General features: G+C 64.2%; 17 protein-coding genes and 3 pseudogenes. 8 read left to right on the top strand and 12 right to left on the bottom strand.

Going from position 1 to position 20,403, the window contains the following annotated elements:
- The first annotated feature begins 55 nt into the window (after nucleotides 1-55).
- Nucleotides 56-855, top strand: a pseudogene (locus ABZV44_RS14155) (IS5 family transposase).
- Nucleotides 856-875: 20 nt separating this feature from the next.
- Here the strand turns inward: ABZV44_RS14155 and ABZV44_RS14150 are convergent.
- Complete coding sequence (locus ABZV44_RS14150) at nucleotides 876-2,153, bottom strand: IS110 family transposase (protein ID WP_354835874.1); 1,278 nt, start codon at nucleotides 2,151-2,153, stop codon at nucleotides 876-878.
- A gap of 251 nt (nucleotides 2,154-2,404) precedes the next feature.
- Between ABZV44_RS14150 and ABZV44_RS14145 the strand changes: the two are divergent.
- Nucleotides 2,405-4,036 (top strand): annotated as a pseudogene (locus ABZV44_RS14145) (ISAzo13 family transposase).
- Between the two features lie 15 nt (nucleotides 4,037-4,051).
- Nucleotides 4,052-5,197: pseudogene (locus ABZV44_RS14140) on the top strand (ISL3 family transposase); the annotation flags it as partial.
- Between the two features lie 274 nt (nucleotides 5,198-5,471).
- On the opposite strand, the gene ABZV44_RS14135 reads toward ABZV44_RS14140, so the two are convergent.
- The gene (locus ABZV44_RS14135) at nucleotides 5,472-6,368 is read right to left on the bottom strand and encodes a TIGR03619 family F420-dependent LLM class oxidoreductase (RefSeq protein ID WP_354835872.1); all 897 of its coding nucleotides are present in this window, start codon (nucleotides 6,366-6,368) and stop codon (nucleotides 5,472-5,474) included.
- 127 nt (nucleotides 6,369-6,495) lie between these two features.
- Nucleotides 6,496-7,698, bottom strand: coding sequence for a cytochrome P450 (locus tag ABZV44_RS14130; RefSeq protein ID WP_354835870.1), 1,203 nt, complete (start codon nucleotides 7,696-7,698; stop codon nucleotides 6,496-6,498).
- A gap of 150 nt (nucleotides 7,699-7,848) precedes the next feature.
- On the opposite strand from ABZV44_RS14130, the gene ABZV44_RS14125 reads away from it, so the two are divergent.
- Together ABZV44_RS14125 and ABZV44_RS14120 are read left to right on the top strand one after the other, a co-directional pair.
- Nucleotides 7,849-9,117, top strand: a complete 1,269-nt coding sequence (locus ABZV44_RS14125; RefSeq protein WP_354835868.1) for a cytochrome P450 — start codon at nucleotides 7,849-7,851, stop codon at nucleotides 9,115-9,117.
- A 54-nt stretch (nucleotides 9,118-9,171) separates the two neighbouring features.
- Entirely contained in the window at nucleotides 9,172-9,981 is an 810-nt protein-coding gene (locus tag ABZV44_RS14120; RefSeq protein WP_354835866.1) for an acyl-CoA thioesterase domain-containing protein, read from the top strand.
- A 259-nt stretch (nucleotides 9,982-10,240) separates the two neighbouring features.
- On the opposite strand, the gene ABZV44_RS14115 is transcribed toward ABZV44_RS14120, so the two are convergent.
- The 7 genes from ABZV44_RS14115 to ABZV44_RS14085 all read right to left on the bottom strand — a co-directional run bounded on the left by ABZV44_RS14115 (nucleotide 10,241) and on the right by ABZV44_RS14085 (nucleotide 15,335).
- Nucleotides 10,241-10,654: a helix-turn-helix domain-containing protein gene (locus ABZV44_RS14115; protein WP_354835864.1), complete on the bottom strand. Its 414-nt coding sequence runs from the start codon at nucleotides 10,652-10,654 to the stop codon at nucleotides 10,241-10,243.
- Between the two features lie 55 nt (nucleotides 10,655-10,709).
- Nucleotides 10,710-11,099 (bottom strand): hypothetical protein, encoded by a 390-nt coding sequence (locus ABZV44_RS14110; RefSeq protein WP_354835862.1) that lies wholly within the window; start codon nucleotides 11,097-11,099, stop codon nucleotides 10,710-10,712.
- Between the two features lie 59 nt (nucleotides 11,100-11,158).
- Nucleotides 11,159-11,674, bottom strand: a complete 516-nt coding sequence (locus ABZV44_RS14105; RefSeq protein ID WP_354835860.1) for a hypothetical protein — start codon at nucleotides 11,672-11,674, stop codon at nucleotides 11,159-11,161.
- Nucleotides 11,671-13,248 carry an ATP-binding protein gene (locus ABZV44_RS14100; protein ID WP_354835858.1) on the bottom strand — a complete coding sequence of 526 codons (1,578 nt, stop codon included), beginning with the start codon at nucleotides 13,246-13,248 and terminating at the stop codon, nucleotides 11,671-11,673. The genes ABZV44_RS14105 and ABZV44_RS14100 overlap by 4 nt, the downstream gene beginning before the upstream one ends.
- A gap of 13 nt (nucleotides 13,249-13,261) precedes the next feature.
- Nucleotides 13,262-13,723 carry a hypothetical protein gene (locus ABZV44_RS14095; RefSeq protein ID WP_354835856.1) on the bottom strand — a complete coding sequence of 154 codons (462 nt, stop codon included), beginning with the start codon at nucleotides 13,721-13,723 and terminating at the stop codon, nucleotides 13,262-13,264.
- The gene (locus ABZV44_RS14090) at nucleotides 13,720-14,073 is read right to left on the bottom strand and encodes a hypothetical protein (RefSeq protein ID WP_354835854.1); all 354 of its coding nucleotides are present in this window, start codon (nucleotides 14,071-14,073) and stop codon (nucleotides 13,720-13,722) included. Before ABZV44_RS14090 ends, ABZV44_RS14095 begins: the two co-directional genes overlap by 4 nt.
- 398 nt (nucleotides 14,074-14,471) lie before the next feature.
- Nucleotides 14,472-15,335, bottom strand: a complete 864-nt coding sequence (locus ABZV44_RS14085; RefSeq protein ID WP_354835852.1) for an Ig-like domain-containing protein — start codon at nucleotides 15,333-15,335, stop codon at nucleotides 14,472-14,474.
- A 422-nt stretch (nucleotides 15,336-15,757) separates the two neighbouring features.
- Here ABZV44_RS14085 and ABZV44_RS14080 point away from each other — a divergent pair, with 422 nt between their 5' ends.
- The gene (locus tag ABZV44_RS14080) at nucleotides 15,758-17,080 is read left to right on the top strand and encodes a family 1 glycosylhydrolase (RefSeq protein WP_354835850.1); all 1,323 of its coding nucleotides are present in this window, start codon (nucleotides 15,758-15,760) and stop codon (nucleotides 17,078-17,080) included.
- Between the two features lie 293 nt (nucleotides 17,081-17,373).
- Here the strand turns inward: ABZV44_RS14080 and ABZV44_RS14075 are convergent, their stop codons facing one another.
- Complete coding sequence (locus tag ABZV44_RS14075; protein WP_354835848.1) at nucleotides 17,374-18,090, bottom strand: methyltransferase domain-containing protein; 717 nt, start codon at nucleotides 18,088-18,090, stop codon at nucleotides 17,374-17,376.
- Nucleotides 18,087-19,046, bottom strand: coding sequence for an alpha/beta hydrolase (locus ABZV44_RS14070; protein ID WP_354835846.1), 960 nt, complete (start codon nucleotides 19,044-19,046; stop codon nucleotides 18,087-18,089). The genes ABZV44_RS14075 and ABZV44_RS14070 overlap by 4 nt, the downstream gene beginning before the upstream one ends.
- A 112-nt stretch (nucleotides 19,047-19,158) precedes the next feature.
- Here ABZV44_RS14070 and ABZV44_RS14065 point away from each other — a divergent pair, with 112 nt between their 5' ends.
- Nucleotides 19,159-19,602, top strand: a complete 444-nt coding sequence (locus tag ABZV44_RS14065) for a nitroreductase/quinone reductase family protein (protein ID WP_354835844.1) — start codon at nucleotides 19,159-19,161, stop codon at nucleotides 19,600-19,602.
- A gap of 46 nt (nucleotides 19,603-19,648) precedes the next feature.
- The gene (locus ABZV44_RS14060; protein WP_354835842.1) at nucleotides 19,649-20,140 is read left to right on the top strand and encodes a MarR family transcriptional regulator; all 492 of its coding nucleotides are present in this window, start codon (nucleotides 19,649-19,651) and stop codon (nucleotides 20,138-20,140) included.
- Nucleotides 20,141-20,403: the final 263 nt, after the last annotated feature.

Genomic DNA, 20,403 nt, shown 5'->3' with positions numbered 1-20,403 from the left:
CTAACAGGTTCAGTCGAGTGGCGTCGTGTTCTGTTGCAGTGCAGGATGTTTCGTCGTGGCAGCACCCTGGATCGTGGACGACGAATTGTGGGCGGTATTCGAATCGCTACTGCCGGTGAAGGCGGCCGGGACACCGGGACCGGCGCAGTTGAACCCCCGTCTGGTGCTGCAGGGGATCTTGTTCGTGCTGATCACCGGGATTGGGTGGGAAGATCTGCCCCAGGAACTGGGCTTCGGATCCGGGATGACCTGTTGGCGCAGGTTGCGGGATTGGCAAGCCGCAGGAGTGTTCGAGGAAATCCATCAAGCTGTGCTCGCCCGCGCCCACGCCGCCAGGCTGATCGACTTCGACCGGGTCATGGTCGACGGCTCACACGTGCGGGCGAAAAAAGGGGTGCCGCAACAGGTCCCAGCCCGGTCGACCGCGCCAAGACCGGTTCCAAGCACCACATCCTGACCTGCGCGAACGGATTCCCGCTCGCCGCCGCGCTGTCGGCGGCCAACGTCAACGATCACCTGATGCTGCCCACACTCCTCGACCGGGTCCGCCCCCTGCGCGGGCGTGCGGGCCAGCCCCGCCACCGGATCACCAACCTGATCGCCGACTAGGGATGCGACTATCCCAGCGTGTATTCCGAACTGCGGCAACGACATATCACCGGATATATCGCCCGCCGCGGTACCCGAGACAAGGTCACCGCCGGCCGCTGGATCGTCGAGCAGACCTTCGCCCTTCTGCACCAATACCGACGGCTGGCCATCCGATGGGAACGGCGCACCGACATCCACCACGGATTCCTCGACCTCGCCGCCGCACTCATCTGCTGGCGACGACTCAGCAACCGAACTCGATAGATATCCCAGGAGCTTGAATGTCAAGCAGCAGACGGTTGAGCGGGACCTCGCCATGCCGTGGCTTCGTCGTAGTGGGTTCCGGTTTTGAGGCAGCCGTGCAGGATGCCGACGAGTCGGTTGGCCAGCTGGCGTAGGGCGGCGTTGTGGCCGGCACCGCGGGCTCGGTGGCGGTCGTAGTAGGCGCGAGCGCCCTGGGACCACAACAGTGCGGGTTGTGCTTGGGTGGTGAGTGCGTCGATGAGGCGGTCGTTGTGCACGAACCGTGCCAGGGCGACCTTCTTCTTGCCCGACGCGCGGGTGATCGGGGAGGTGCCCGCGTAGTTCTTGCGGGCCTTGGCGCTGGCGTAGCGGTGGGGGTCGTCACCGAACTCGGCAAGCACCCGGGCGCCCAGGACCGATCCCAGCCCCGGCTGGGACAGGATGATCTCAGCGGCCGGGTGCTGCCCAAAATGGGCATCGACCTGCCCGTTCAGGGCCTTGATCTGAGCGTTGAGAACGGTCAGCACCGCCAGCAACGCCTGCACCGACGCGGCGTAGGCCTCGGTCACGACGTCGGGTTGCCCGAGGTGCTCGCAGCGCAACGCGGCCCGGACACGGGCAGCCTTGTCCGCGACGTCCTTTCGGCGCGCGCGTTTGAGCGCCGCACTGATCTGCGCGACGGTCAGCCGCGCCGCCTGGGCCGGGGTGGGTGCTTTGGCCAGCAGTTCCAGGGTGTCGGGGGCGTCGAGATCCTCGAAAGCGACCAGCGCGGCCGGGAAGTAATCGCGCAGCGCGTGGCGCAACCGCTGCGTCTGGCGGGTCCGTTCCCAGATCATCGTCTTGTGCATGCGGGCGACGACCTTGACCGCCTCGGCCCGCGCGGAATCTCCTGCGACCGTCCGCAATTCGTGAGCATGGGTGCGGACCATGTCCGCCAGGACGTGAGCATCGCCGGCATCGCTCTTGGCGCCCGAGACCCCCAGCCGGTCACGAAACCTGGACGCCTGCAACGGATTTACCGCCATCACCGTATATCCGGCCGCGATCAGCGCCCCGACCCAAGGGCCCCGGTCGGTCTCGATACCGACGATCACCTCAACCTCGTCGGCGTCCTCGCCGACCAGATCCCCGATGATCGCGTGCAACCTCGCCATCCCGGCGACGCCCTCGGGCAGTCGTGCCCTGGCCAGACGGCCACCGGAAGCGTCCATCACCTCCACATCGTGGTGGTCCTCGGCCCAGTCATCACCGACGAACAGTCGCAACGATCCTCCCAATCTCCACGGCGAACGCGATCGAGCAGCCAGCAGGAGAACCATCAGCGACCTAATCAAGCAGTGCTCACGTCCGTTCCGGGCGGGCACGACATCCCAGCAGCGATCAACTCTCCCAACCTACCGGCAAGGGCACGGTCTATCGTCAGGACTCGAAGTCCAGGAGCTGGGAGTGCTCACCCGCCGGTCGGCCACCGCGAGGAGTTTGCCCGATGACTCACTCCCCGAACTGATTAGGAGCTCTAAGCGCTCGCCGGGAAATAAGTTGTGTCTTCGGGTTTGGCCGATGATGGGGTGTGGGCGTGTCGGTGGAGACCGTGGAGGCGTTGGCGGCGAAGTTCGCGCTGATCTTGCCGCATCTGGACGAGCGGCAGCGCCGTCTGCTGCTCGGGGTCGAGGCCAGGATGCTCGGGCATGGCGGCATCCGGGCGGTCGCCGAGGCTGCCGGGGTGAGCGAGTCGACCGGTTCCGGTGGGATGGCCGAGGCGGCGTCCGGTGCGCAACCATCGGCGCGGGTGCGGCAACCGGGCGGAGGACGGAAGCGGTTGACCGCCACCGATCCTGGGCTGCGAGAAGCGCTGCTGGCATTGGTGGAACCGCACGAACGCGGCGATCCGGCCTCGCCGTTGCGGTGAACCATCAAGTCCACGCGCAGGCTGGCTGATGAGTTGACCGGCCAGGGTCATCCGATCTCGGCCGACACCGTGGCCACGGTCCTGAAGTCGGACGGATTCAGCCTGCAGTCCAACGTGAAGACCCTCGAAGGCGCCCAGCATCCCGACCGAGATGCCCAGTTCCGGTATCTCAACGACCAGGCCCGCGCCCATCGGGACGCAGATCAGCCGGTGATCAGCGTGGACACCAAGAAGAAAGAACTGGCCGGAGACTTCCGCAACCCGGGCCGGGTCTGGCGGCCGACGCGACGGCCGGTGCCGGTGAACGTCTACGATTTCCCCGAATCCGGTGTGGGCAAGGCCATCCCGTATGGGATCTACGACATCGTTGCTGATGCCGGGTGGGTCAACGTCGGCACCGATCACGACACCGCCGCGTTCGCGGTGGAGTCGATCCGCCGCTGGTGGAACGACATCGGCCACGCCACCTATCCGACCGCGCAACGACTGCTCATCACCGCCGACGCCGGTGGCTCCAACGGGTATCGCACCCACGCCTGGAAGGCCGAACTGGCCGCGCTGGCCGCGGCGACCGGCCTGGCGATCACGGTGTGTCATTTCCCGCCGGGCACCAGCAAATGGAACAAGATCGAGCACCGGCTGTTCGCGGCGATCACGCTCAACTGGCGCGGTCGTCCGTTGACCAGCCACGAAGTCGTGGTCAACACCATCGCCGCCACGACGACCCGCAGTGGTCTGCGAGTGCGTGCGGCTCTGGACACCCACGCCTATCCTCTCGGCGCTCACGTCGACACCGCCGATCTCGCAGCCCTGCCGCTGACTCGTCACAGCTGGCACGGCGACTGGAACTGCACTCTGCACCCCACCCAGATCACCGGACCTGCCCACTCGAATCCACCTGCGGGCCAATGGGATCCCCGAATCTTATCCGACCCGGAGATGACCGGGATGACCCGCGACGAACTGGATCGGCTCACCACCGCCCTGCACGCCCGCCACCAGCAGCAACCCCGGATCAAGCAGGGCCGGCCATCTACGGTCGCGTTCGCCGATCAAGTGCTGCTGGCGGTGCTGCATCGCCGTCTCGGCCTGACCCGCGAGCCCCTGGCCATCCTGTTCGGCACCAGCCGCACCACCGCCCACCGCATCCTCACCGCAATCGGCGAACTACTCGACCAACACGGCACCCACATCCCACCCCCGACCACCCCACCGGCTCGACTGTCCGATCTTCGCGCCCGCGTCGTCGATCGAAACCCCAAGGTCGCTACCAAGACCCAACCAACAAGTTAATTTCCGGCAGCTTCCTTAGTCATGGAATGTGTTCGGATAGAGGACGGGTGGGTGGTGGTGCGGGCCAGGACGGCGTCGCGCCCGGCGGTGTGTTTGCGGTGTGGTGTCGAGTCGGTGCGGGTTCACAGCTATCACAACCGGACGGTCGCGGACCTGCCGCTGAATGGTCGGTCGGTGGTTCGTGCGGGTGCGTGTCCGTCGGCTGTTCTACTGCGACACCGAAGTGCTGCAATACATTGCGCGAGCAAGTTCTCGGATTACTCGAACGCTACCAGCGCCGCACCGCCCGGCTGACGGGCCGGGTGCGGGCGGTCGTGCGGGAGCCGGGCCGAGTCGCGATCCGGGTGCTAGCGGCCTTGCCGATTCGCATGTCCCGCGACACCGCGGTGCGGGTGCTGCTGCGCATCCTGGCGCCGCAACGACCTGTCCCCTTGAGTGGTGAGCGTGGACGATTTCGAGTTTCGCCGCGGAAACCGTTACGGCACAGTGCTCATTGATGCGGTCACCCATGACCGGATCGATGTGCTTCCCGATCGCCGTTCCGAAACTCTTGAGACATGGCTGCGTGAACACCCCGGTGCGGAGGTCATTGTCCGTGACGGTTCGGCCGCCTACGCCGAAGCGATTCGACGGGCGTTGCCCAGCGCAGTGCAAGCCAGCGACTGCTGGCACCTGTGGCGCGGACTGGCCTGGGCGGTCGAAACTGCCGTCGCCGCGCACGCCCGCTGCTGGGCAGCGACGGGCCGAAGCGGCAGACATTGACCCGCGAGACAACAACTTTGGAACGCTGGCGTGCGGTCCACGACCCGCTCAACAACGGTGTCGGACTGCTGGACTGCTCTCGGCGACTGTGCCTGGCACTCAACACCGTCAAACGCTACGCCCGCGCCACCGAACCCGATCAGTGGCGCCGCCCGCCGCAATATCGAGCCTGCCTTGTCGATCCCTATCGCGACCACCTGCGTCAACGCCGCGAAGCCGAGCCCGGAGTCCCGGTGCTGCATCTGATCCACGAGATCAAAGCTCTCGGCTACACCGGGCGGCATCAATCTGCTGCACAAATACCTGAACCAGGGCCGTGTCGAAGGCGACCGGCTGACGCCCTCGACACGGCGGCTCAGCTCATGGATCTTGAGCAGACCCGCTGATCTGATCTCCGGGCGGCGCGCCCACCTGGGTGCTGTCGATCAACTCCGCCGGCGAGGCAGGCGCTCACCAGACCGCCTAGGCTGAGACCATCGATGGCGTCCGGCCAGGCAGTTGTCGACTGCGGTCAGTGCGGCTTTCCATTGGTTGACCTATTTCTTCTGGCTGGCACCGGTGGGTCCAGGCTAATCACCTTCTTCTCAGCCAGCTCCGCGTCGCAGTGAGCCCGCATGTGCACAGGATTCGCAGCGCCACGGCGATCGGCGTCTTCGAAGCCACGGGCAAACATCTATTCGCAGCGCTGCAGTAGGCGCAGCGCGATGCCGGTCATCGTCTCAAGATCGTCACCGACTTGCAGCAGTTCGATGAGGAAGTGGTCGAATCCGGTGACCTTGGCGGTGGTTTCAACGGTGGCCAGGATGTCGTCCTCGCTGGTGCCGCGGGCGACGTTCACACGGACCACGGTGGCGATCGAGGCGGGGTCGCGGCCAGCTTCCTCGGCGGCGCGGTCGATCTCCGTGCGCAGCTGGACCAGGTGCGTGCCCGTCTCCGGCTGGCCTGGCTCGGACAGCATCGGCAGCCAGCCGTCGGCGCGGCGCCCAATGCGGGCGAGCGCGGCGGGTGCGGAACCGGACAAGTGGATCGGCGGGTGCGGGCGCTGCACGGATTTCAGCTCGCTACGATGCTCGGGCACTGAGACGTACTTGCCGGTGTAGCTCGCCGGGTCGGTGGTCCAGATGGCCTTCAGTGCATCGATCATCTCATCGAGGCGCGCCCCGCGTTGGGAGAACGGCACGCCCGCCGCCTCGTATTCGTCCGGCGACCAGCCGATCCCGAGGCCGGCGTCGAGGCGCCCATTGCTCGCCACCTCGAGCGTGTTGAGCGAACGCGCCAGCATGGCAGGCTTGTACAGCGGCGCTATCAGCACATTCGTGCCGAGGCGCACCCGCTTTGTCGCCGCCGCCGCGAGACCGAGGACCACGAACGGGTCCAGCACGGAGTTGAACACGGCGGGAATGGTCGATGATCCGCCGTAGCCGATTTTCGGGTTCGTCGCAGCGATCAGCCGCTCTGCCACCCACAGACTGTGCGCCCCAGCCCGCTCCAGCTCGGCGGCGTACTCCGCGATCCCAGCACCCTGGTGGGCCTGTGCCCCGATCTGCGGAAGGGAAAACCCGATCTTCATCCTTATCCTCATCTGTCCTCGATGGACGTGTTTCCTTTTGGGGACCGGCTACGCCGCTACCGCAGCACCGTGGTGCTTCGTTTAACGGCTTGGTGATTGTTGCCGTCCACCAGCCCCGTATTCGATGTCACCACGCGAGCGGAAGGGAAATGAGCGAACTCAGGAGTCCGCCTTCGGTGTAGCGCAACTCGTCCACGTCGCAGTCCAGTCGGAGTGAGGGGAAATGTTCCACGAGCACGCGGAGGCCGATGCGCAGCTCCGCCAGCGCGAGGTTGATACCGAGGCAGGTATGCGGTCCACGACCGAAGGCGAGTGTGGGTACGGGCGGACGATCGAGTTGGATGGTTTCCGGGTCGGAGTACACCGACTCGTCCCGCAATCCGGAAGCCACGGCAACGACGACAGCCTGGCCCTCGCGGATACGGCCGGAAGGCAGGTCGACGTCCTCGGTGGCCAGACGCATCGGAAAGAAGGCCCCGAGCTTGGTTGTGCGCAGGAGTTCGTCGACGGCGGCCGGTATGAGGTCTTGGTCGGCGACGAGCCGCTTCCAGAGTGCGGCGTCTTCGTCGAGCAGCGTCACTAGGTGCCTGCCCAGCGAATTCGAGGTCGTTTCGTTGCCCCCCGCGATGGTCGAAGTGACCAGAGTCACGAGCTCAGGTTCGCTGAGTCGGTCGTCGCCGTCGCGCGCGGCTATCAGATTGTCGATCAGGTCTGTGCCAGGGCGGGTTCGCTTGTAGGCGATCAGCTCGGCGACGTACCCGGTAAACTCGCTCATCTGCTGAATCCGCTGTTCCAGTGTCATTTTCGCACCAGAGACAAAGGCGTTGGACCAGGCGCGGAACTGTGGCGCGTCGCTTTCCGGCACACCGATCAGCCGCCTGATGATGGTCACGGGCAAGGGAATGCAGAAGTCGGACATGACATCCGCCCGATGTCCGCCGTGATCGAGAGCCTCGGCCAGTTCGGTGGCGACCTGCTCGATCATGGGATGCCAGGTCGCAATGCTCTGGGGAGTGAACGCGGAGGCGATGATGCGGCGTATGCGGCGGTGTTCGGCCCCTTCCATGTTCGCAAACATCGTGGGGTCGTCCAGATAGCTTGGGCCCTCGACAAAGCGCGGCGATCCTGGGGCCGTCAGGTCGTGCGAGAGCCGTGTGTCTGCTAGAGCGGCAGCGACATCGGCGTTGCGAACCAACAGTACTGCGTCGTGTCCGCTTTGCAGGCGAACGGTTCCGAATGGACACGACTTTCGCCGGTCGGCAAACTCCGGAGCGAGCCGCCGTTCGTGGTAGGGGAACGGAAATGGCGGGGGCTCATTGATGTCAGTCATATACGGACCATATATGAATAACGGTTATCTGCATTAGCGTCCATGTTGGCATAATTCTGCCACTTCGTTGGCAGCAATATGCCAACGCGTCGCCGCAACATAGTGATAACGTCTGCTGTTGGAACAACAGTCGTGAGTGAGGGGGGATCTGTGACACAGCATGCAAATTCAACGCTACAGCCGTATGCCGATCTGACAGACTTGGATGTATTCGCAAACGGGTTTCCTTACGATGAGTTTGCCCGACTGCGCGAACATGATCCGGTGCGATGGCATCCGCCGACCGAATTCACCCCAGGAGGCGAAGGATTCTGGGTGGTAAGTCGATATTCGGAAGTCGTATCGGCCGCCCGGAACATCAAGACGTTCTCCTCCAGCCACGGTGGTCCGCGCACCGAAGGTGGCGGTGTACTGATCGATGATTTACCGGTCGGGCTTGTGGCAGGTGTCCTGCTCAATATGACCGACGACCCGCGACACATGCATGTTCGGAAGTTGCTCAGCCCGCCCTTTGCTCCAAGGGTGTTGGCCGGCCACGAAAACGAACTGGCAGCACGTGCGAAGTCAATTGTCGCTGGCGCCATCAGAAAAGGGGAATGCGAATTTTTGCAGGATGTGGCCGCGGAGCTTCCATTGCAGGCGACCGCCATGCTATTGGGTGTGCCGCAGGAGGATCGTCACAAGCTGCTCGAATGGACGGTGGCATCCCTCGACCATGTCGACCGCGATCCTGGCGGTACGAGTCCCTCGTTGCAGAAATCGATGGACGAGATGTATCACTACAGTGTCGACCTGCTGAACAGCAAGCGAAAATGCCCGGCCGATGATGTGCTGTCGTTGGCAGTTCATGGAAAAGTTCCGGGTCCGGATGGCATACCGGCACCACTGACGGAACTTGAAACCCAGACCCTCTTCAGCCTCTTGATCGCCGCCGGTGCCGAGACAACCCGAAACTCGATAGCGCTGGGGATGCAGGCGCTTATCGACCGGCCGCAACTGTGGCATGAGCTTCGTAGCGACCGTGGCCTGCTTTCCGGCGCGGTCGATGAGATGCTTCGCTTCACATCCGTGAGTACGTACAACCGACGGACTGCGACGTGCGACACTGAACTGGGCGGTGTCCGGATCGCCGCCGGCGACAAGGTAACTCTGTGGTGGGCATCGGCCAACCGCGACCCGGCAGTCTTCAGCGACCCGGACAACTTTGATATCCGCCGCAACCCCAATCCGCACGTGACCTTCGGCTTGGGCGGCCATTTTTGCATGGGCGCCGCGTTCGCGCGCATGTTGATGCGGCTCGTCTTCAACGAGCTACTTGACCACGTTGCGGAGCCGATAGGTACAGGTCCGCTGGAGTATTCGCGAAGTAACAAGCACGTCGGAGTTCGTCGTATGCCGGTCCGCCTCCAGGCGACATAAATGAATGCGTCGCATGTTCGAATGGTGCCGCACCCAACCGTAAGGAGTTTCTGAATGTCCGCATACTTCAAGATCGTTGACGGCTGCTACGTCGGAACCAGTTGGGCTGCCAGCCCGTGGCTTCCGACGCAACTCGGTGGCCACGGTGTCTGCGGCATACTGGCCCGAGAGTTGGAGACACACTCTCCGGGAGAGGATTTCATTCCGGCGCGGATGACTGCAGATCTCCTCAAACCGGTGCTAAATGAGCCAGTTGTTGTGCAAAGCAGCATCGTTCGCGACGGGAGGCGGGTTCGTGTTGTCGATGCTTCGATCGTGCAACACGGCGTGGTGCGGGTGCGTGCAACCGCGATGTTCCTGGCCATTTCCCAGCAACCGCCGGGAACGGTCTGGCAGGCGTCTCATCAATTTCCCGCACCGACAGCTCGCCTGAGTGCGCCCGGGGAAGATGGTCTGCTGTTCAAGTCTGGCGATGGCGAGTGGAGCGAAGATTTTGTAGCGGGCCAGAATGGTGAGCGCAAGTATTCGTGGCAGAATGTATGGCCGCTTGTGGAAGGCGAGCAAATCACCCCGTTCCAGCGGGCGGCGTTTGTCGCCGACACGACCAACATGGTGTGCAACTGGGGAACCGAGGGCATCGGCTACATCAATACTGATATGACGATGACCCTGTCCCGACTTCCGGAGGGGCCGGAACTGGGCTTGTTGGCGCAGGATCAGGTTGCGGCCGCGGGGATCTCGGTGGGAACCGCGACAATGTACGACCGGCTTGGGCCGTTGGGAACATGTGTCCTCACCGGTCTCTCCAATGCCCAACACCAGATTGACATGCCCACCTGGATCGCACACTTTGCCGAGGTGTAGCCGCCGATGCGAACCGTTCTTGCGCTGGCAACGTCTCACAGGAATCGGCGCAGGTCACAGAAAACTGGTCTTGACCGGCCCTGCTCCTTCAGGAATGACCTGCTGAAGCCCTACTACGCCGAGGCTCCGGGATGCGCGGTCACCCCTGTAGGCGGCTGACCGGATATGCGGAAGGACCGGAATTCTGGCCGTCGCCTTTGCGGCTACTGGATACCGGGGGTCTCGTACTGTCGAAAGTAGAAACGGATTAGTCCGGCCTCTATAAAGCTCCTGTTGTGCAGAGACCTGGCTGTAGCCGAACGGTGTCCCCGACAATTCGACTGACGGTAGATCGGCTCCGACGGATGTGGGCGGCGATTTGTGTTGTATTCCATCCGTCATCGAAATGCAGGGCGAGGATCTGCGCCACTTCCGCTGGGTCTCGTCGCCCGGCTGCATCTCGACTGCAAATCACTGTGGCGAGTTCGGACCATGAAGGAGTGGAAGTACCGTCCGCACTGGATGCGCCAGAGGTGCACACTGCGTTCGAACCTTCCGCACCGTCTGCTGGCACCTTGGCAATGGGGATGGTGCTTGTCGTTTGGGGCGGGAAGGTCTCGGCAAAGTTGTGCGGCTCGACGTGGATGCTGTCGTGCGCACGGACCAGGTCGCTGGTGGTGATCAACAGGGCCATCGTGGCCTGAGCCGTTGAGCCCTCAATGATGACCGGCAGCAGCCATGCCTCACTGTCAGAAGCCCCGAGACAGCGGCGAGAGGCGTAGGGCGGTGAACGACAGACGGAATGCGCTGGATGCGATCAGTACGGTCGTCCCGATCGCGATCATGCGCAGCAGGCGGTCTGGGCCGTGCGCACGTGACAGCACCGCAACACCGTGCACGGCGGTGATTAGCGCGATGGGCGGTACTACGGCCACCGGCACGGCTAGCCAGCAGCGGCCGGATGAGTGCAGCACTGCGGCGGTCGTATTGCCCGTGATGCTGATGATGGCGGCTGTGATCAGCACGCGCCAAAAGAACGCGTGCGCACTCGAGCGGGTCGTCGCGGCTGGTGTGTGCGCATCGATATCGTTGTGTGCTGTGGGAAGTTGGGGAACTGCGGCTTTCTCGAACGTCTGCATGGGAGCCTTCTCCAATGTGGAAACCGATCGGGATGTTGCCTCCGATACCGGGTGAGGGTTCACCGCGGGCGGCCATGACTGTCTCGGCGAGGGACACCTCGCCGCACCAGTGCGGAACGGACTGTGGCGGCCTGGACGCCGAGCTGCTCGGCGATCGTGGCGAGCGACTGTCCGTCCTGGTAGCTGACGATGGCCTGATCGATCTCTTCGCTGGACAGTCGGCGCTGCTGGCGTATCGCCGCGCCTCCCGTGCGAAGGATCTCGAGGATGCTGCCCTTGGCAAGCTGGTGGTCGGAGGCGAGCTGGTTCGCTGAAGTTCCACCCTCATAGGCGGCGATGATCTGCGCCCGATCCGTCTCTGAAAGACGTCGAGCCAGCGCATGCACCTTCTGGACCTTCGCGGTCAGTCGACGTTTCTGTTGGTCGGAGACTCGCTCGCGGAGCTTTTTGAGGGTGGAGGTTAGGGCACCCTGGTTCGAGTAAGCTCGCATTAGGTCCACCGAATAACAGAGCCGCAGGTCAATAGCCTGCGGCTCTGCTGTTTTCGTGGCGCACGAACCGTTCGAGGCGGTCATGGGCGTGCGTTCCACAGGGTGCTGACCGGCAGGGCGCGGAATTTCGGTCCGAAGGGGAGGGTTTCGGTGCCGGTGTAGAGCACGTATCCGGCGAGGAGGTCGTCGCCCAGGCGTTCTGCGAGGTGGCGGAGACCGCGGAAGTCCTCGGCCTTGACCGTGGCGGCGGCTTTCACCTCGATCGCGATCACCTCGCGTCGGTTGTTCTCGAGGATGATGTCGACCTCGACGTTGTCGCGGGTGCGGTAGTGGAACATGCGGGCCTCCTGCTCGGACCAGGTGAGCTGACGAGCGAGTTCGGCGGCTACGAAGCCCTCCAGCAGTGACCCCAGCGGGCCGTTGACGGCTCGCAGCGCGCGTGAGTCGGCGCCGCACAAATATGTGGCGATTCCGGAATCGACCATGAACACCTTGGAGGTCGCGACGGCCCGGGTGGTCAGGTTTCGGGACCAAGCGGGGATTCGCTTGATCAGGAAAACCTCTTCCAGGAGGCGAAGATAACGGGTGACGGTGTCCTTGGGCAGGCCGAGTTCATTGCCGAGGGCGCCGGGCACCAGGAGTTGACCGGATCTGGCCGCGACGAGGTTGGTCAGGGTGAACATCTCTGCGGAACGCTCGATCTCGGACAATTGCATGACGTCTCGGTTGATCAGATCGGCGACGTAGGAGGAGAAGAATCGGGAACGCCGTTTGCCCTCTCGTGCAACGGCTTCGGGGAAGCCGCCGCGTGCGATCCGTTCGATGTAATCATCGCGATTCTCGGTCGCATCGTGCCGCAGCTGCGGTCCGCGCTCGAAAGCACAATCGATGAATCTGTCTGGCGCTCCGTCGATTTCGCCTTGGGAGAGCGGCCAGAGTTCGATTGTCTCCACGCGTCCGGGAAGGGCGTCCGGAACGCTGCGGAGCGTCATGACGTGAGCCGAGCCGGTCAGTAGGAACCGGCCGGGTCGTCCATCGGCGTCGACGGTCTCCTTGATCGCCAGCAACAGCTCCGGTACTCGCTGGACCTCGTCGATGATCAAGAGGGAATCGTCGAGGACGAACTGCGTCGGGTCGTAGCCGGCCGCCTGCCGAGTCTCCGGCTTGTCGAGGCTGCGCCAGGTCGCGCCGATCTCCCTGCCTATCCGGGAGACCAGCGTGCTCTTTCCGCATTGGCGAGCTCCGTTGACCAGGACGACACGAGTGTCTGCCAGCGCTTCATGTACTGCCGAGTGGGCATGGCGGGGAAGGATCCGACCAATTGGCGATGACGAGAAGGACGAGGTCACTGCTGTATTATTGCACAGACTGTGCGCGATCTGCCGCTTAGTTTGTGCGCGATCTGCCGCAATATATGTGCGCGATCTGCTGGTGAGTTCGTGCGCATCTTGCCGATGCTGGAGTCGTTGCCCCCAGAGAGCGCCCTCGATGAATCGGGGGTTTGATTCGCGGGTGATTCGTTGCGGTCGGCCGCGTGGAGCGGTAGCGATCATCGGGCACCGCCAGCCGAGCCCGGCCGCGTACCGACCGCCCCGGATCGTGATGTCCGGCCCATCCACCAGCACCGCCCGGTTCGTATGCTGGTCCGTCAGGTCCACTCGAACACAAGGCTCAGGCCCGGCGGATCTCCGGGCCTGAGCTGTTCGATACGACCGGACCTATGTTCCGTTGGCCGCTTCCCGATCTTGGGTGTGTGTCAACGAATTCGGCGACCGCCGCCTTTCCCTTGTCGGTGATGCTCGGGTGTCCCATGTCGGCCTTCGTAACCCAGAGGGTTCGGGTGGCGTCGTCGATCGCGTGCCAGATACGTCCACCCGCGGTGACCTCGTACTGCCACTGCTCGAATTCCTCATCGCCGAGCTTGACCGATTTCAGATCGGCTTTCAGGCGGTGCTGCCGTTGGGGCTTCGCGATGCTGCGGGGGTCGGCGGTGATGTCGACCCAGGCCCGGTCGAGCGCATCGATTGCGTTCCGCTGCATCTCCGTCCAGCCGCGCGCCGCCTGGGTACTGTGCAGCAGGATTCGCCACGGCTTGGGGCGCGGGGCTTCGTCGCCGCGCTTCAGTTTGCTCATCCGGTATTTCCAGGTCGCTGTACCTCACTGAACTCGGCACGCTGGAACGGTCCGGTGAGCTGCGCGACCAGCGATGGATCGGTGTGGATCTCGGCAGTGTGCTTCCACGCGATCAGGTTCCGCATGAACGGCAGGTAGTAGCCGGTGTCCACCCCGGCGAGCAGATCGTCGAGCAATTCCGTCACAGCTTCGCCGCGGTGCTCCGGCGGCAGCCAAACCAGCCAGGGCAGTTCGACAGCCAGCACCTCTTCCGCCATTACCCGGTTCGCTTTCGCTACCAAAGCGAGCGACCTGGCCGCGATGCGCAGCGCGCCATCCATCGCTCGATACCGTTCGTCGCGCATCAGCACGACGTTCTCCGCGTCCCGCCGCTCGAGCAGTACGTCGGCATCCTCCAGGAGCGGGAACACCGATGTCTGTTTCCTGATCAGCTCGCTGAAGGGTAGTGACCTCGTGCATCCATGGTAGCCGCCACTGCTGAATTAGTTCAGCTCTTCGGGTGAAGACTCGTCACCGCCGTGCAGGCACCCACCGCGCGAATCACGATGTCCGGCCTGTCCGCCAGCCGGGCGCGGTTACGTCAAACCTGTTGGACCACACAGCACTTTCGCAGTTTGCCGGTTCGCCCAGGGCTTGGTGGGTCATCGGTATTGGCGGATGTTCTCGGGCCGCAATAGATTCCGTTTACCAGACCGCTGCGGTCGGGGTAACCCCGACCGCAGCGGTCATGGCGTGCCGGATGCGGCTATCAGCCGAAGGAGCCGGTGCTGGGCTTGGGGGTCGGAGTGGGGGTGGGGGTCGGGGTGTCGGCCACGGTCACTGCCTGGGTGGTGGTGGAACCGGATACGCCGGTGCGGCCGGAGAAGGTGGCTGCGATGTTGTAGGTGCCCGCGGCGCCGGGGGTCCAGACGATCGAGGCGGTGCCGTTGGCGGCGACGGGGATGTCACCGAGAACCTGGTCGCCCGCCTTGAACTGGATGGTGCCGCCCGCGGCCGCCGGGGAGACGGTTGCCTGCAGGGTGACGGCCTTGTTGACCTGGGCGCCGCTCACCGGGGCGAGCGTGGTGGTCGATACGGCGTCGCTGGACACGGTGATGTTCGGGCCCTTGTCGGTGTAGTTGCCGGAGCCGAGGGAGCCGTTGTAGCTCATGGAGGTCGGCAACGGGGTGTCGCGGGCGCAGTTGACGCCCACGGTGTACTGCACCTCGAAGGTCTGGGACTTCGGTGAGATGTTCGGGTACACAGGGTATTTGACGATGCTGAAGGAGGCGCTCACCGAGTCCGGGGCCGAGGTGTCGAGCGTGACCTGGTCGCCGCCCATCCTGCCCGAGCCCGCGACCGGAGTCAGGCAGGTGGGGTGTGCGTCCTTGACCGAGTAGATGTACTCGACCGGGATGCCGGTCCGCTCGAACATCGTCGTGACGGTGATGGTTTCGCCGGCGATCGGGTTGGTGTCCGAGACCGTCCGGGTGAACTTGCTGTTCCCGTCGGTCCAGGTGACCGTTCCCGATGCGGCCGAGGCCGTGCCGGGGATCGCGGCGACCGCGAAACCGGCCGCCACCGCGAACGCGGCCATCGAACCGGCCGCCCGCCGCATACTGCTGTCCATCATCGTTTCTCCCACAGACCTCGGGTGTCCCTCGACACGGTCGTCGAGGGGTTGCCGCACCCGAGTTGGGCAGCATTAGATCACGGTGAAATGGTCAGTGGACCAGTTTCTGAAATGATCGTGATTCAGTTTTTGTGAGTGCCGCGGCGGACCAGGTCGTCATGGACCGGTGAGCGCGGCCGCACGGTCAGCCCGCGTCTGCCGGCGAACGCACTGTAGACGTTGGGACACAGGATCTTCACGCCACTGTTGGAACGCTTGCCCCGCGCGGGCGCAGATCCAGCCGCCACAAGGCATTGGCACGGACTCGACCGTGGTTGTGCCAAACCACTATCGACCTGGCATATTCCCGAGACGAATCGCAGCTATCCAGGAGTAAGTAACCGCGTTCACTCATTTCGAGTACTGGTCCTGGGGAAGTGCTGATGCGCACTCGATTTCGCTGTCTCGTCGCGGCCGGGCTGGTCATGGCCGCCACCCTGCTCCTGGTGCCCGGGGCCGCCCGCACCGCACCGGAAAGACACATCGGCGTGCTCGGCGACGATTTTCCGTGGGGTGTGGCGGCCTCCGGATTCCAATCCGAAGGCCAGTCACCCGACAGCAATTGGACCCGTTACATCGAAGACAATCCGGGCTGGGATCGGCTCGGCGATTCCGTCGATTTCCATTCCCGGTTCCGGTCGGATATCGCCTTGGCCGAGAACCTCGGCGTCAAGGTGTTTCGGATCGGGGTGGAATGGGCACGGCTGGAACCCCAACCGGGAGTATGGGATCCGGCCGCCTTCGCCTTCTACGACGACGTGATCGACGCCATCCTGGCAGCCGGCATGCGCCCCATGCTGACGCTGGACCACTGGGTGTATCCGGGCTGGGAAGCGGACGTGGGCGGCTGGCGCAATCCCGGGATGGTGGCGGACTGGCTCACCAATATGCGGAAGGTGGTCGACCGCTACGCGGCTCGCAACCCGATCTGGGTGACGATAAACGAGCCGGTCGCCTACATCATGCACGAGGTACGTCAGAACCGGACCGATGCCGACCAGATGCTGAACGAGGTGGCGCAGGCGCACAACAGCATCTACGACTACATCCATCAGGTGCAGCCGAACGCGCTGGTGACCAGCAATGTCGGCTACGTTGCCGGGGCGGAGTCGCAGGTCAACGGACCTCTGCTGGAACGCATCGGCGACAGACTCGATTTCATCGGCATCGACTACTACTTCGGCTACCAACCACCGGACCTCGCCGCCGCGAACACGCCCGGGGGCTCGGCGCCCGCCCCGGCGGGAATGTGGGATCTTCCGGTCCGGCCCGAGGGTATCTACTTTGCGCTGCAACACTATTCGCAACGGTTTCCCGGCAAGCCATTATGGATCGTGGAGAACGGCATGCCCACCGAGAACGGGCAACCCCGCGCAGACGGTTACACCCGCTCCGAGCATCTGCGAGACACCGTCTACTGGCTGCAGCGCGCGAAGACCGACGGCATGAACCTCATCGGCTACAACTACTGGAGCCTGACCGATAACTACGAATGGGGCTCCTACACACCACGATTCGGCCTCTACACCGTGAACGTGCGCAGCGACCCGGCCCTGAACCGCGTACCCACCGACGCGGTCGACGCCTACCGCGACATCATCGCCCACAATGGCGTGGCCGCCGAGTACCTACCGATCCGCGCCCCCGCCGACTGCGAGCTGGTCGATCCCCCCGCCAGCTGCAACACCCCGGTCACAGCACCCTGAGCACCACATGGACGACGTTCGAGATTCTGGCCGGCCAATCGGTTACCAGGGAAGCGGTTCGGAAGTAGGTTTCCATCGCGGGCCGGAACAGTCGACCGCGTGTCCGCCGGTCTTGCACAGGGTCGGCGCCCGCTCGACGACAGTGACCGAAAAGCCTTGCCTGGTAAGCCAATATGCCAACCTCGTCGATTTTTCGAGAGTCTCTGGTTGATTCGACGCTGAGTGCGTGATTGATTCGTTGCGACGGGGCGGCAGCGTCGAGAGCCTCGAGTACGCTCGAGCCGGCGCAGGATTCAGGTGCGCTGCGCCTCGAGTACCAGGATTGGTAGCAGCAGCGCGCCATTCTGGTCGCGGTCCGGGCGGAAGTTGTTCTGGGCGAACATGTTCGACTGTTGCTCAGTGGGCACTGTCGTCTCCAGGCGATCGGCTCGCAGAGTGGTGATCGCCCAGTTCGGCGGAGCGAACAGGATGTGCAATTCCGACTCGGGGATCGGATACGGGGCGTACAGCTCGGTGTGTTCGGCAGGGGTGAAGCAGAATTGGATCAATCGGCCGCCTGGTTTGATTGCCCGAGCTAGCGCACTCACGTGGGTTCGGCGCTGCGCCGGATCCAGACAGTGCAGGAGCGCGCTGCTCACTATAGTGTCGAAACAGTTGTCGTAACCATCCAGGGTCGTCGCGTCGGCGATCTCGAATGTCACCGATACACCGCGCTCCGTGGCACGTTGGCGGGCCTGTTCGATGGCGGTGGGTGCGACGTCGAGGCCGGTTACCCGGTAGCCGAGGCGGGCGAGATGGACGGCGGTGTCGCCGGGCCCGCAGCCGATGTCGAGGACTTCGCCCCGGATGCGGCCGGCCCTCTCGAATGCCACGAGTAGCGGTTGCGGCCTGCCGATATCCCATGGCGGTCGCTGGACGATGACGCCCGGGAAGAGTTCCTCGCCCCGGTACAACCGCTCGTAATCGACTGTCGTCGGGTCGATCCGCGGTGCTGCGTTGCCGTTGCTCATCTGATTCGGTCGCTTTCGGAAGTGGCGGTGAGGAACTCGCCCGGCGCTCGGCCGTGAGCGAGCAGGTGCTTGCGGAGAAACAGCAATTGGGTGTCGACGGCCTGCTCATGCGCGTCGAGGAACGGCGCGTAGTGCCCGCCAGGCACGTGGGCGATGTCCGCGTGCGGTGCCGACCTCGCCGCCTCGACCGCGAGTTCGGCCGGGGCGGTCTGATCCTGATCGGCAACGAGAACCAGCAATGGGCTGGTGATTCGGGACGCATCTCGACCGGGTCGATACAGGCTGATGCGGATCCCGCTTCGGGCCGCGATCATCTGCGGCCACTCCGGATAGCGGTTTCCGGGGTTCAGTGCTCGGTCGCCGTCGAGGCCGTCGGGTGTGGTGAGCATCGCGACGGTACCGGGTTCGCCCGCCAGCGGTATCAGCACCGGCCGGCGTACGGCCAGGCCACCGAAAGCATCGAGAATTCCCAATCCCAGAACACGCAGCATCGCGAGCGGGCGTTGATGACGTCCGGCCTGTGCCGCACCGCGGACGCCGTCGACCAGCGGGGTCTGCGCCACGGCCGCGCCGAGACGCGGGTGCCGCGCCGCAACCCGGAAGACGTGACCACCGGTCAGGGAGAAGCCCCAGATCGCGATTCGGTCCGGTGACACCTCCGGCAGGGTCGATGCGTGGGCGATCGCGGCCTCGAAGTCCGCGAGTTGCTCGCGCATCCGGATGATCTGGCGTGGCTGCCCGCCACTTTCCCCGAGCCGCCGGAAGTCGAAAGCGAGCACCGTGAACCCGTCGTCGTGGAATCGGCGTGCGAAGGGGTCGGTACCCGGTTCCTTCGTGACCGCTCCGCCTGCCGCCATGACCACGCAGGCGCCGTTGGTGCCGGGGTAGTGCCACGCGACGCACTCGACGTCGCCGCTGGCGAACCGCACCTGCACTCGTCCTGTTCTTGTTTGCACCGTGACCTCCTACTTGTATCTAGTATGACTTAGATATTATATTAATTCCATAGCTTATGGTTTGCGTATTTTTAGAGAGGGATCGGCCCCGGTCCCGATGGGAGAGCACCTCATGAACGCCGACACCAACCGTCGCCTGACCAACGCCATCAACACCCTCATCGTCGGATTGCAAAGGCGCGGAATCGCTTTCGGTCCGATGCAGTTGCTCACGGTCCGGGGGCGACGCAGTGGGCAACTGCGGACCTTCCCGATCGCGGTGATCGCGCTCGACGGCGGGCAGTACATCTTCCAGGCCTTCCCGAAGGCCGCATGGGTCGCGAACGCACGGGCCGCGGAGACTGTCGAGCTGGCCCGCGGCCGACGGTCCTCGACCGTCCGACTGGTCGAGGTGCCGGTGGACGAACGACCGCCGCTGCTGCGTCAATTGGTGACCAGCAGTCCGGCCAGTGTCGGCAATCGTTTCGTGACAACGGGTCTCGCCGAGAGGTCCACTCCGGATGGAGTCGCCGCGGCGGCGCATCGGATCGCGGTGTTCCGTGTCGAGCCGATCTGATCGAATATCATACGGAATTCGTACAAACCGATCGGGAGTAGCGCGTATGAGTTCGACAGCGGATCAGGCAGGGGCTCGGCGCCGCAGGCAGCTCACGGTTGCCGTCAAGGATGCGCTGCGCGACTTGAACATTCAGCTGTCGCTGCTCAACCGCCGGTTCGGCGGCCGAATCGAACTCAGAGACGTCGACTGGACCTGCCTCGACCTCATCAACCGACACGGTCCGTTGACCCCGACCGAGTTGGCGCGCCGGGCCGGCCTGCATCCCGCGACGCTCACCGGAATTCTCGATCGGTTGCAGAAGGGCGGCTGGATTGTGCGCGAGCGCGACCCCGAATCGACGGACCGCCGTGCGGTCGCGCTGCGGGGCGTCCGCGAACGCAACGCCGAGTTGTTCCGGGTGTTCGCCGGAATGAACAACAGGATGGACGAACTGTGCGACCACTACTCCGAGGCCGAACTCGAGGTGATCGCCGACTTCCTCCGCAGAACCGGCTACGCCGGGCACGAATCAGCCGAGGAATTGGCCGACAGCTGAGAGGAAATCGCGGATCACCGTACCGGACGATGTCCGCACCGAAATCGGCCGCTTCCACGCCTCCAACATCGGCCGCCTCACCGCAGCGCTCGCCACGAGTGTGCTGTTCTTCCTGGCGATCTGGGCGCCTGATGATCCCGGCGGGGCCGAAGCCGCAGGTTGTGCGGCTTCGGCCCCGTTCTCGTTGTCGGGTTGGATTTCAGATGTGGTCGACCAGGCCTCTGGCACCCTCGGACATGGCGCAGTGCGCACAGCAGAAGAAC

Origin of the sequence: Nocardia sp. NPDC004860, from assembly GCF_040609015.1 — a bacterium.
GTDB lineage: Bacteria > Actinomycetota > Actinomycetes > Mycobacteriales > Mycobacteriaceae > Nocardia.
This window is presented reverse-complemented; position numbering and strand designations above follow the sequence as displayed.